Source organism: Bacillus cereus group sp. MYBK139-1 (genome assembly GCF_051916915.1).
Classification (GTDB): domain Bacteria; phylum Bacillota; class Bacilli; order Bacillales; family Bacillaceae_G; genus Bacillus_A; species Bacillus_A pacificus.
Genome location: NZ_JBQAHO010000001.1, coordinates 541,478 through 553,909 on the forward strand (window position 1 = coordinate 541,478; position 12,432 = coordinate 553,909).

Below are 12,432 nucleotides of genomic sequence, written 5' to 3' on the forward strand. Positions count from 1 at the left end.
TTTTAATGTGTTTTATAGGAGATATCTAATATGTACATAATAAAAATATATAACCTTTTGGATGAAATTTTAAGGACGGATTAGCAGGTGGGAAATAAAAGTTTATGTTGTGATTTATTTTAAGATTATTATTAAAAATAATGGAGATTCTTTAATTATGACAATAAAACAGTTAAAACCTAAAATAATATGGAAAAAAAGAATGTTGCTAACTATTTGTATTGTTTTCGGATTGATTATTGCGGGAGTTGTTTTTTGGAATGTTTCACCTATTCCAAAAGCGTTTCTCATAAAAAAAGCATTTGAAGGTGGAATGTTTGTTCAATCTAACAATTATAAAAATGCTCTAAAAGAGACACGAATTGTTAAAGATATCAATTATAATTCTAAATTTCCTGATGGTACATTAGATATTATTTATCCCAAAAACCTTACGGGAAAAAAATCTGTTATTTTTTGGATGCACGGGGGTGGGTTTGTAGGTGGAGATAAATCAGACATTACTGGTTATGCAGTAGAATTAGCTGCTCGTGGTTATACAGTAATAAATATAAATTATGCTCTTGCTCCTAAAAGAAAGTATCCTACACCAGTACTACAACTTGGTGAGGCTTACGAATATATAAAAGAAAATGCAAAGAAATATAATGTGAAACTAGATGACCTGTATTTTGCCGGAGATTCTGCTGGAGCGCAAATATCTGGACAATTCGTTACTATTCAAACATCTCCAGATTATGCGAAATTAACTGGAATCGACGCTATTGTTGCTCCTTCTACAATTAAAGGTATACTGCTATTTTGCGGTCCGTATAATATGCCTGCATTAGCTAAAATGGAAACATCCAAAGAAGTGCAAGACTTTATGCGTACTACTGGCTGGGCTTACTTTGGGAAAAAGAAGTTTGAAACATTACCTGAAATGGAAATCGCCTCTATTTATCAACACGTTACAAAAGATTATCCACCAACGTTCATTACAGATGGAAATACTGCATCATTTGAAGAGCAAGCTAAAGCATTAGCTTCTACTTTACAAAATAAAGGAGTACCTGTAGATACACTTTTCTTCGATAAAAATATCTCTGGGAAGTTAGCGCATGAATTTCAATTTAAAATGAACACTCCAGCAGGTCAAGAAGCTTTTAACCAAGTTCTTAAATTTCTAAATGAAAATAAATAATATATATACTATTAACTTTTTATAAGCTTAGTTTAATACCAAATATGAGTGGACAAACATATTGTACTAATAATTTAATGATAGCAAGAATAATTTTGATAAGAAGTATATAGTAAGAATGATTTGGAGATACAGATGGGGATATAACTATTTTATTTAGGACGGTGCACTTTAAATGGATTTACAGACAGGGAAATTATATTGGAACACAACTTTTTCTAATACACCTTCTTATCCTCAATTGGAAGAAGATATAAAATGTGACGTACTAATAATAGGAGCAGGGAGTTCCGGTGCTCAATCCGCATACTATTTAAGTGAATCAGATTTAAAGATTGTTGTCGTTGATAAAAGAAAGGTAGGACACGGAAGTAACCTTACAAATACAGCACTTATTCAATATTTAGGTGACAAGATGTTTTTTGAACTTGTAAATACATTTGGAGAAGAGTATGCAGTTAAGCATATGAAATTATGTGAACAAGCTATTAATGATATTGAATATGCTGATCAAAATTCACCTTATTGCTCTGACTTTAAACGACGTGACAGTTTATATTATGCAAGTTATGAAGAGGATATAAAGAAATTAGAGAAAGAACTGTATTATTTACATAAGCATGATTTTAAAGCGACTTGGCTATCAGAGGAACAAATTGGACAGAGATATCCATTTAAAAAACGTGCAGCTATTTATACGTATAACGATGGTGAAATAAATCCGTATAAATTTACACATAGTTTATTAAAACAAGCTTCTAATAAAGGAGTCCACATTTATGAAGATACGGAGATTGTTGGCAAAAAGTTAGAGAAAGAACGTGCTGTTTTTTATACAAAAGGGGGCAATTCTATTACTGCCGATAAAGTAATTGTGGCTGCAGGATATGAAGGTTTGGAATTTAAAAAGGAAAAGAACGCTACACTAATTAGCTCGTATGCAATTGTTACTAATCCTGTAGAAGATTTATCTTCTTGGTATAAACGTACTCTCATTTGGGAAACTGCGAGACCATATATTTATATGAGAACTACTGCAGATAACAGGATTATTATAGGTGGGTTAGATGAAGATACAAACATTGCTCAAGAAAGAGATTCAAAATTAATCCATAAAAAAGAGAAATTAGTGAATGAATTTAATAAGCTCTTTCCAAATATTACGGTTGAACCTGAATTTTATTTAAGCGCTTTTTATGGTGGTACTCATGATGGTTTACCTATAATTGGAATGTATGAAGAGTTTCCAAATTGTCACTTTATCTATGCGTATGGAGATAATGGATTAGTATATAGTATGGCACTTTCTAAAATGGTTCGAGATGTAATTATTAGCGGTTCAAGTCCAGATTTGAATTTATATTTACAAACTAGACCAAAACTAAATGAATAAGCTATATGTACGCAAAATCACAGTAGTATAAAGAAGTGATCGTTTTAACGGTTTTAATTATTTTATATAAGAAGCAATTCTACATTTGTAATCTCTCCAATATATTTTGGGGGGATTTATTTTTTTATTGAAAAATAGTCTAATTAAACTATAATGAGTATATAGTTTAATTAGACTATTTATTCTGTTGGGTGTGAAAAAAGGAGGAAAGAGGTATGGTTGCAAAAGAGACCAACTTACGCTTAGTAATAGCTGGTTTAATGCTAGGCATTTTAATGGCTGCAATGGATAATACAATTGTTGCTACTTCAATTGGTACAATTGTCTCAGATTTGGGTGGATTGGATAAATTCGTCTGGGTTACTTCTGCTTATATGGTTGCAGTTATGGCTGGTATGCCTATTTTTGGGAAATTATCTGATATGTATGGTAGAAAGAGGTTCTATATTTTTGGTTTATTAATCTTCTTAATTGGTTCTGCATTATGTGGTACTGCGCAAAGCATTGTTCAGCTAAGTATTTATCGTGCAATTCAAGGTATAGGTGGGGGTGCACTTATGCCAATCGCCTTTACCATTGTATTTGATATTTTTCCTATTGAAAAAAGAGGAAAAATGACTGGATTATTAGGGGCCGTATTTGGTTCTTCAAGTGTATTAGGACCTTTATTAGGCGCGTATATAACAGAAAATATTAGTTGGCATTGGATTTTTTACGTCAATATTCCAATTGGTTTAATGTCATTAATTTTTATTTTAAAAGCTTATAAAGAAAATAATCCACCTACTAAGCAAAATATTGATTGGTGGGGGGCGATAACGCTCGTAATAGCAGTAATTAGCTTAATGTTCGCTTTAGAATTAGGAGGAAAAGAGTTTAAGTGGGATTCGATACAAATCATTGGGTTATTTACATCGTTTATTGTATTTTTTATTGGCTTCCTATTGGTAGAAAGAAAAGTGAAAGATCCGATCATATCATTTTGGATGTTTAAGCGTAAGGAGTTTGCAATATCTCAAATTATTACATTTTTCTATGGAGCAACATTTGTTATTTTAACAGTATTCATTCCTATTTTTGTTCAGGCTGTATATGCTGGAACAGCAACTAATGCTGGATTAATTTTAACACCAATGATGTTAGGTTCTGTCGTAGGTAGTGCCATTGGCGGAATATTTCAAACGAAAATTAGTTACCGCAACTTAATGTTATTATCTGTAATATCCTTTGGGATAGGTATGTATTTATTAGGAACGATGGATCCGCAAACAAGCCGTGCACTTTTAACGATATACATGATTATAACGGGATTTGGGGTTGGATTTTCGTTTTCTTTACTTCCTACAGTTTCTATTCATAATATGGAACCGAGATTCCGTGGCTCAGCTACTTCAACAAATTCATTCTTTCGTTCACTAGGTATGACAATTGGGGTAACGATTTTTGGCTCCATTCAAAATAGTACCTTTACAGCTAATTTAAAGGATGCTTTTAAGGGAATAGAACACGGTTCCAGCATGTTAAATAATTTAGGTGATCCAAGTGCAATATTTCGCTCAGATATAAGGGCCAGTATCCCTACTTTTATTCTTGAAAAAATTATAGCCGCTATGTCATCTTCAATTACTACTGTATTTCTATTAGCTTTAATTCCAATTATCGTTTCATTTATGGCAATATTATTTATGGGGAATGTCAAAGCTGGTACAAAGGATAATAAAGTGAATTCGAATTCATAAATTTTATAAAACAAAAAGATTCTTTGCTTATTTTTAGCTTATACTATTGGTATAAGTTATTAAGGAGTGGAGAATTATGAATACAAAGCTTTTTATGCTGGGTCTTCTTATGGAGAAGAATAGACATCCGTATGAAGTCCAGCAACTTTTAAAAAATAGTGAAATGAAATATTATATAAAAATTACAAAAGGCTCTTTATATTATACATTTGAGCAACTTGAAAAGAAGGGCTTTATAGAAGTTGTTGATATTATTCGTAATGAACAACGCCCTGAACGGACTATTTACGGTATTACTCAAAGTGGTAAACAAGAATTTGAGCATTTATTATTAGAGCAAATGATAAAGAAAGAGGATATGCATCGTCCTATATATGAAGCGTTACTTTTTGCACAATATGGGGAGGAACAATTAATTCTAGAACAGCTAAAAATTAAAATCTCTCAACTGACGTTATATCTTACTACTCTTCAAAAAGTATATGAAGAGAAGTGTGGAAAAGAGAGTTTAGCTAAGCTATATATATTATCTAGTGTCATTTTACATTTAAGAACAGAGTTAAAGATTTTACAGAGTTTATATAATAACGTAAAAAATGAAAAGATAGATAATATAGGAAATGATGTACTTAGAGAGATAGAAAATCAATGTTTATAGTGACAGATATTATAAAATAAAGAAAAGTATAATATTTTAATTTACAAATTAAAAACGTTAATTTGGACAGGTCTAATAGTATAGGGAACTGTCCATTTTTAATATGTAAATTCTCCATTCAATGTTAAGAAATCTTAATATTTTTGTAGGGTGAAAATTAAGATTTTTTCAGTAGATTGATTGTATGTTCTAAATTAACATTGGAGAGGAATTTATGAATGTTATTTGTTTTATGTAAGAGTATGTGAGGCGGCCTCGGATCGTAGGGGGCTATTTTACCCAGTTCAAATCAACTTGCAAAACAGATGGTTTCTTCAATATGTTTAAAAAAGCAAAGTGTATTATCACGCATTAACGGGTAGTAAGACCCACATCTCAAAATTAAGTGGAAGCAAAGAAGTTAGGTGGGGGGCGGGATTCCCGTAAAAGACCGATTGGTGAGGGCTGATTAAAGTTTCACTTTATACGTGTAAGGTAAAACTAAATGTATAATACTACAGCATAGAACGAGATGTCAGAGAGGAAGAAAATATGATGCAGAAAGAAAAAATTTTGATTGTAGATGATGATATAGAGATAAGAAAAATCGTATCCATTTATTTAAAAAATGAAGGGTATGAAATTATAGATGCATCGGATGCTATAGAAGCTTTAGAAACTTTAAGAAATACAACAATTGATTTAATCATTTTAGATATTATGTTACCGAAAATGGATGGCATAGAGGCTTGTTTAAAAATAAGAGAACAATATCAAATGCCTATAATTTTTTTGTCAGCTAAAGATGAGGATATAGATAAGATCCAGGGATTAATGAGTGGGGCAGAAGACTACATTACCAAACCGTTTAATCCACTTGAATTAATGGCAAGAATTAAATCTCAATTACGAAGATATCGTGTTTATCAAACAGAAGAAGTAAAACAATTTATTCATGAAATAGGCCATCTTAAGGTAGACGAGGAGACAAGACAAGTTTTCATTAGAAATGAAGAAGTAAGGTTAACTCCAAAGGAATTTGACATACTTTCTTTATTAGTGAGAAATAAAGGAAAGGTTTTTAGTGTAGAAAAAATATACGAGATGGTCTGGGAAGATTCATTTTATAAATCAGATAATACAGTCATGGTTCATATTACTAAAATACGGGAAAAAATTGAAGAAAACCCTCGTCAGCCTGTTTATTTAAAAACAGTATGGGGAGTTGGCTATAGAGTATGATCGATCGTACGAAATTAAGGGATAATATATTCTTTTCTACACGCTTAAATATAAAGCTTATTTTAATTTTTTTGCTCTGTTTCATCGTTGCGGTTGTTACTTTTTTTCTCATAGCAATGAAAAGTGCAAATCTACTTTCTTATAATCAACAGATTGAAAAAGAAGCCGAAATAAGGGAAATAGCGATAGGGATAACTAATGATATACAAAAGCGTAATTTGGAATCTGGGCATATAGAACAAGTTATACCGATGATTCAATCTATCCAAAAGAAGAATGAAAATTTAAGGTTTTTAGTATTAGATTATAAAGGCCATATTATCTATCGTTCACATAATTTTCAATTGCAGGATAATCTCCCACAGGAATTATTACAGGAGAAATTAAATGTTACACCAAACGTCAGAAATCCTTTGTTTGAGAAGTTCATATTGTTTGTTTCACCAGTTTCATTTCAAGATGGAATTGGATATGTAATGGTACAATCTGCAAATTCGAATAAAACAATCTCACCAACTCAATATAATCAAAATTTATTACTTGCTTTGGTGAGCAGTATATTAATTTTCATCCTTTTATTTTTGCTGTTTATGATCCCTATTACAAGATACATTAAAGAAATTGAACGAGGTATTCAAAAGATTGTAAAAAAAGATTGGAAACATTCCATACGTGTTAAAGGAAAAGATGAATTATCTTCTTTAGCTTATAATATTAATTGGATGGCTAGTCAATTAAGGGAGCGTTTTGAGAAAGAGAGAGCAATTGAGAAAGGTAAAAGTGAATTTATTACCAATATTTCTCATGATTTGCGTACCCCTTTAACGTCTATTATTGGATATTTAGCATTAGTAAATGAAAAACAATATCGAAATAAAGAAGAATTAGAAATGTATATTCAAAATACGTATAATTTAACATTAAAATTAAAAACTCTCATTAATGAATTGTTTGAATACACAAAATTATCTTTACCTGATGTTAAGTTGAGAAAAGAAAAAGTAGAATTGGGCAATTTGTTAGGTCAGCTAGTAGGAGAGTATATCCCGATTTTTGAAAAACAGCAATTAATTGTTAAACTAAATATCATTAATAAGGATATTTGGGTATGGGCAGATATAGAAAAACTGGTGCGTGTATTTGATAATTTACTATCTAATACTGAAAAATATAGTTTTTCAAATTCAACAGTAATAGTGGAACTAAAAAAAGAAGAAGATAAGGCATTTATTTGTATTACAAATAAAACAGATCATCTTGAAGCACAAGAATTAAGCAAGATGTTTGAGAAGTTTTATCGAGTTGATAAATCACGGTCGAGTCAAATACACGGATCCGGAATTGGTTTAGCAATTGTAAAGCGCACAATTGAATTGCATGAGGGCAAAGTATGGGCTGAAAGTCATGGAAATAGTCTTACGATACATGTAGAATTACAACTTTTAAAAAATGTTTAAAAACTATTTAAGAATTTTCATTATGTAACTAATATAAATGCTTAAATAAAGCATTTATAAACAATAGTAGGCTTCTTTTTGTAACCATTGCATGAATGCCATGCCCAAATGGGGAAATCTATAGTAAAGTCAATACCTTTCTGTTTCATGTGTCTTACAATGTATTTATATGCTGTGCAATCTTCTTTACTAACAAAAATAGGATTGGCTATAAGCTTACCTTCATTCAAAAGTATATTTATAGCATTTTTGTTTTGAAAAGTCCATAGGATTGTTGAATCAATAAATGTATTTAAGTTTGACTGTTTATCAAATTGTTTTCCTATATTTTTCTCCAGTTTCTTTTTATTTTGCAGAATTAAGAATAAATATGACTAATCGGACAATAAGAAATACCTATGCTAGATACAATTGTAAATGCTTATTTAAAGTAACAGCAAGGAATAACCTTTGTATATAGAGTGTACAATACATGCAAAACAGGATTAAAGAAGATTTTAAATATAATATGAAATAGTACAAAATAAGAATTTGATATATCTTTTATATATAAACTATTAATTGAAGTTTGTAATTACACATTATAGTTAGTATACTAACTATATAATTAGTGTGCTAACTATATTGGGGGTTATATGAATAATTTAGGCTATTTATTACACAAGGTAAGTATAATGACGAAAACAGAATTATCAAATCAATTAAAAGAATATAAAATAACAGCTCAGCAATGGTCTGTGTTAAAGGATATATCTCTTTATCCAAATGGAACCACCCCAGCTATGATTGCTGAAAGGCTCTTAGCAGACCGTCCAACAGTAACCGGGATTATACAAAGATTATTGCAAAAAGAATGGATTCTTATAAAACATAATCCTAAAGATAAACGGTCACATTTAATATTTTTAACAGATGAAACTAAGACATTAATACAGGAGATAGAAAATGTAAGCGATGAAGTTATAAAAAATGCTACAGCTAGTATTCCTAAAGAGGAAGTAGAAAATACAGTTCGAGTTTTGCAAAGTATGATTCAAAATTTACAAAAAAATAAAGGGTGATTAAAATGATTTTAGTAACAGGTGCTACAGGGAATGTAGGAAAAGAGGTTGTAAAATGCCTAATAAAAAGAAATGCTACTTTCAAAGTCACAACGCGCAGTAGAGAAACTGAAGGAGTGTATTTTGATTTTGAAAATCCTTCATCTGTAAAGGCGGCTTTAACAGGTGTTACTAAAATCTTTCTAATAAGACCACCACATCTAGCTGATGCAAAAAAGTATTTCCAGCCTGTTGTAGATGCCGCAAAAGAAATAGGTATAAAACACATTGTATTTTTATCTTTATTAGGTGTAGAAAAAAATCCGATAGTACCTCATGCTAAAATTGAAGCTATGATAAAGGCTTCTGGGATCCCTTACACATTCCTAAGACCGAGTTTTTTTATGCAAAATTTATTATCACAACATGGTGATGAATTAAGAAATGAAAAAATAATTGAAGTACCTGCTGGTAAAGGGGAAACAAGTTTTATAGATGTACGGGATATTGGAGAAGTTGCAGCTAAAATATTAACCGAAGAGGGACATGAATTTAAAGCTTATTCTTTAACGGGAAATGAGGCATTAACATATTATGAAGTTGCTGCTATTATTTCAAAAATAATAAATAAAGATATTACTTATACAAATCCAAGTATATTTAAATTTAGAAAAAGAATGATTCAAAAGGGACTTAACAGTGACTTTATTTGGGTTATGATTGGAATATATACAACTGCAAAATTAGGGTTAGCTAAAAAAGTCACATCAGATTTATCGAATTTACTAGATAGAAGTCCAATAACTATGGAAACGTTTGTTTACGATTACAAAGAATTATTAATATAATAATGCAAAAGTAAAAAAGAGGATTATTCACATAAAGAATCTATTATGTTTTAAGAGTAAGAGGGGATAGCCATGCAAAACAAAATTATCGTTATGTTTCAAAAAGATTTTCGTTTATATGATAACCCAGCTCTATTTGAGGCTGTTCAGTCCGGGGAGGTTCTTCCGGTATATGTACAAGATGAAACTTTTTCAATAGGAAGTGCGGCAAAGTGGTGGTTACACCATGCTATAATAGATGTCCAAAAGCAACTTAAGGCATTGGGCTCTACTTTAATAATCCGCAAAGGAAATATACAGGAAGAAATACTTTCTCTCATAAAACAATTAGATATAACGGCTGTATATTGGAATAGTTGTTATGATCCAGACAGGTTAAAATCTAATCAAAAAATGAAAATGATATTAGAAGATAAAGGTATTATTTGTAAGGAATTTAATTCGCATTTATTATTAGAACCGTGGATTATAAAAAAGAAGGATAACACTGAATATAAGGTGTTTACGCCTTTTTACAATGCATTTCAAAAGCAGGTAATACCTAAACCTATTAGCAGAGTACAGAGTATAAAGTGGGGAAGCTCTTTACCAGCAAGCTTATCTGTCTCAGAATTACACTTGTTGCCGACTATACCGTGGACATCTCATATGGAAGCAATATGGGAGCCTACAGAGGAAGGGGCATACAAAACATTTAAGAAATTTTTCTCTAGTAAATTAGCCTCTTATAGTGAAGGAAGAGATTTTCCAAATCAAAATGCTCATTCAATGTTGGCGCCATATCTTTCATTTGGCCAAATATCAGTGAAGTTAATGTATCACTACTTAATAAATAAAAGTACCGAAAGACAATGTAGTTTTTTTGAAAAACAAGTGATTAGTTTTATACGCCAATTAATTTGGAGAGAGTTTTCTTATTATTTGCTATATCACTATCCGTTTACAGCATATAAACCTCTTAATAAAAACTTTGAACATTTTCCGTGGAATAAGGAAGAGGAGTTATTAAGAGTATGGCAGAAGGGTGAAACTGGTTATCCGTTTATTGATGCGGGAATGCGAGAACTATGGCAAACCGGTTTTATGCATAATCGGGCAAGAATGGCTGTAGCCTCTTTTCTTGTAAAGCATTTGTTAATTCCGTGGCAAGAAGGTGCAAAATGGTTTATGGATACACTACTAGATGCTGATATTGCAAATAATACAATGGGATGGCAATGGGTTGCTGGAAGTGGAGCAGATGCATCACCGTACTTTCGTATTTTTAATCCTATCACACAAGGAGAAAAGTTTGATAAAAATGGAGAGTATATAAGAAGATGGGTACCAGAATTAAGAGATATCCCAAACAAATATATACATAAACCTTGGGAAGCACCTGAGCATATTTTACAAAAATCCAATATAAAACTTGGGAATACATATCCTTATCCGATTGTTGATCATAAGGCAGCACGAGAGAGAGCCCTTTGTGCATATAAAAATATGAAAGAATTTGTATGAAATAGGTTAAACAATATGTATTTAGAATTTTATCCATTATAAGGACATACTAATCATATAAAGTTTCTATAATCTTCTAGTAAAAAGGAGAATGTTTATGAAAAAATCTAGTATTATAGTATTTTTACTAACATATGGTTTGTTTTATGTTTCTAGTGTTTTATTCCCTATTGATCGTACTTGGTATGATGCGTTAGAAAAGCCGTCTTGGACACCTCCTGGTATGACAATCGGAATGATATGGGCTGTATTATTTGGACTTATTGCATTATCAGTTGCAATTATTTACAACAACTATGGATTCAAGCCAAAAACATTTTGGTTTTTATTCCTTTTAAATTATATATTCAATCAAGCGTTCAGCTATTTTCAATTTAGCCAAAAGAATTTGTTTTTAGCAACAGTAGATTGTTTACTTGTCGCTATTACTACGTTACTTCTCATAGTGGTTTCTTCCAAATTATCTAAGGTATCGACATGGTTGCTAATTCCGTATTTTTTATGGTCTGCATTTGCTACATATTTATCTTGGACAATTTATAGTATAAATTAAAGACGGAACTAAAAACTTGAGCATAATAAAAATGCTCGAGTTTTTATGTGTGTTAATGATAATCCGAAATATGGAATATATACATCTTAGGGAGGTCATCTTTGTGAAGAAATGGATAAAAATTATGCTGTACTCTTTACTAGCTATTTTAATTATAGGAAGTATTACTTTTTTGACTTGGTCTCAGTTTACTTATAAACCGACGAAAGAGGCTTTGTCGTTAGTAGATGATAAAAAAGATGAAGATAATATCGTTTTTGGAGCGAAAGATGCGAAAGTAGGGGTTATTTTTTATCAAGGAGCTAAAGTAGAAGCTGAGGCTTATAGTTACTTAGGAGAAGCTCTTGCAAATGATGGGCACTTTGTAGTAATGCCTAAGTTACCATTAAACTTAGCGATATTTGGAATAAATGAGGTAGATAGTGTAATTGAAAAGTATCCTGAAGTTCAAAAATGGTATGTTGCGGGGCATTCAATGGGCGGAGCTATGATTTCTAAGTATGCCTCTCAGCATGAAGACAAGGTACACGGAATCATTTTCTTAGGTTCGTATCCTGCAGATGACTTTTCTACAAAATCGATTCCGATGTTATCAATTTATGGAGAAGTAGATGCTTTAGCAACTCTAGAAAAAATAGAGAACAATAAAAAGTTAATGTCGAAAAATACAACTATGCACATGATAAAAGGGGGAAACCATGCTCATTTTGGCATGTATGGTGAGCAAAAAGGTGATAATGCGAGTTTAATTACGGCAAAAGCACAACGAGATGAAACAGTAAAAGTAATTGAACAATGGTTATTGGAACAATGATAACGAATTTAATAAATCTACCG

At 31.2% G+C, this 12,432-nt stretch carries 11 protein-coding genes and 1 pseudogene; 11 read left to right on the forward strand and 1 reads right to left on the reverse strand.

What is annotated here, in order from left to right:
- Positions 1-157 precede the first annotated feature (157 nt).
- The 6 genes from ACTFRS_RS02715 to ACTFRS_RS02740 all read left to right on the forward strand — a co-directional run bounded on the left by ACTFRS_RS02715 (position 158) and on the right by ACTFRS_RS02740 (position 7,651).
- Positions 158-1,183, forward strand: a complete 1,026-nt coding sequence (locus tag ACTFRS_RS02715; RefSeq protein ID WP_318160592.1) for an alpha/beta hydrolase — start codon at positions 158-160, stop codon at positions 1,181-1,183.
- A 175-nt stretch (positions 1,184-1,358) separates the two neighbouring features.
- Complete coding sequence (locus ACTFRS_RS02720; protein WP_000365728.1) at positions 1,359-2,576, forward strand: NAD(P)/FAD-dependent oxidoreductase; 1,218 nt, start codon at positions 1,359-1,361, stop codon at positions 2,574-2,576.
- Positions 2,577-2,791: 215 nt separating this feature from the next.
- Positions 2,792-4,315: an MDR family MFS transporter gene (locus ACTFRS_RS02725; protein WP_440024330.1), complete on the forward strand. Its 1,524-nt coding sequence runs from the start codon at positions 2,792-2,794 to the stop codon at positions 4,313-4,315.
- A 76-nt stretch (positions 4,316-4,391) separates the two neighbouring features.
- A complete protein-coding gene (locus ACTFRS_RS02730; protein ID WP_001093178.1) occupies positions 4,392-4,973 on the forward strand; it encodes a PadR family transcriptional regulator in 582 nt (193 codons plus the stop codon).
- 534 nt (positions 4,974-5,507) lie between these two features.
- A complete protein-coding gene (locus tag ACTFRS_RS02735) occupies positions 5,508-6,194 on the forward strand; it encodes a response regulator transcription factor (RefSeq protein ID WP_001168370.1) in 687 nt (228 codons plus the stop codon).
- Positions 6,191-7,651: a sensor histidine kinase gene (locus tag ACTFRS_RS02740; RefSeq protein WP_098450737.1), complete on the forward strand. Its 1,461-nt coding sequence runs from the start codon at positions 6,191-6,193 to the stop codon at positions 7,649-7,651. Before ACTFRS_RS02735 ends, ACTFRS_RS02740 begins: the two co-directional genes overlap by 4 nt.
- Before the next feature lie 65 nt (positions 7,652-7,716).
- On the opposite strand, the pseudogene ACTFRS_RS02745 reads toward ACTFRS_RS02740, so the two are convergent.
- Positions 7,717-7,977, reverse strand: a pseudogene (locus ACTFRS_RS02745) (DUF3841 domain-containing protein); the annotation flags it as partial.
- 309 nt (positions 7,978-8,286) lie between these two features.
- Here ACTFRS_RS02745 and ACTFRS_RS02750 point away from each other — a divergent pair.
- The 5 genes from ACTFRS_RS02750 to ACTFRS_RS02770 all read left to right on the forward strand — a co-directional run bounded on the left by ACTFRS_RS02750 (position 8,287) and on the right by ACTFRS_RS02770 (position 12,409).
- A complete protein-coding gene (locus tag ACTFRS_RS02750) occupies positions 8,287-8,712 on the forward strand; it encodes a MarR family winged helix-turn-helix transcriptional regulator (protein WP_001061041.1) in 426 nt (141 codons plus the stop codon).
- Positions 8,713-8,717: 5 nt separating this feature from the next.
- Positions 8,718-9,539 (forward strand): SDR family oxidoreductase, encoded by an 822-nt coding sequence (locus ACTFRS_RS02755; protein ID WP_044793057.1) that lies wholly within the window; start codon positions 8,718-8,720, stop codon positions 9,537-9,539.
- A 72-nt stretch (positions 9,540-9,611) separates the two neighbouring features.
- A complete protein-coding gene (locus ACTFRS_RS02760) occupies positions 9,612-11,042 on the forward strand; it encodes a cryptochrome/photolyase family protein (protein WP_087965131.1) in 1,431 nt (476 codons plus the stop codon).
- Positions 11,043-11,139: 97 nt separating this feature from the next.
- Entirely contained in the window at positions 11,140-11,595 is a 456-nt protein-coding gene (locus tag ACTFRS_RS02765; RefSeq protein ID WP_065703722.1) for a TspO/MBR family protein, read from the forward strand.
- 103 nt (positions 11,596-11,698) lie between these two features.
- A complete protein-coding gene (locus ACTFRS_RS02770) occupies positions 11,699-12,409 on the forward strand; it encodes an alpha/beta hydrolase (protein WP_440024327.1) in 711 nt (236 codons plus the stop codon).
- The last annotated feature ends 23 nt before the right edge of the window (positions 12,410-12,432 follow it).

Excerpts from the sequence above, each read along its gene's own strand:
- ACTFRS_RS02730 (WP_001093178.1), top strand. The coding sequence starts at position 4,392 with ATGAATACAAAGCTTTTTATGCTGGGTCTTCTTATGGAGAAGAATAGA.
- ACTFRS_RS02755 (WP_044793057.1), top strand. The coding sequence starts at position 8,718 with ATGATTTTAGTAACAGGTGCTACAGGGAATGTAGGAAAAGAGGTTGTA.
- ACTFRS_RS02740 (WP_098450737.1), top strand. The coding sequence starts at position 6,191 with ATGATCGATCGTACGAAATTAAGGGATAATATATTCTTTTCTACACGC.
- ACTFRS_RS02735 (WP_001168370.1), top strand. The coding sequence starts at position 5,508 with ATGCAGAAAGAAAAAATTTTGATTGTAGATGATGATATAGAGATAAGA.
- ACTFRS_RS02720 (WP_000365728.1), top strand. The coding sequence starts at position 1,359 with ATGGATTTACAGACAGGGAAATTATATTGGAACACAACTTTTTCTAAT.
- ACTFRS_RS02760 (WP_087965131.1), top strand. The coding sequence starts at position 9,612 with ATGCAAAACAAAATTATCGTTATGTTTCAAAAAGATTTTCGTTTATAT.
- ACTFRS_RS02750 (WP_001061041.1), top strand. The coding sequence starts at position 8,287 with ATGAATAATTTAGGCTATTTATTACACAAGGTAAGTATAATGACGAAA.
- ACTFRS_RS02765 (WP_065703722.1), top strand. The coding sequence starts at position 11,140 with ATGAAAAAATCTAGTATTATAGTATTTTTACTAACATATGGTTTGTTT.
- ACTFRS_RS02715 (WP_318160592.1), top strand. The coding sequence starts at position 158 with ATGACAATAAAACAGTTAAAACCTAAAATAATATGGAAAAAAAGAATG.
- ACTFRS_RS02725 (WP_440024330.1), top strand. The coding sequence starts at position 2,792 with ATGGTTGCAAAAGAGACCAACTTACGCTTAGTAATAGCTGGTTTAATG.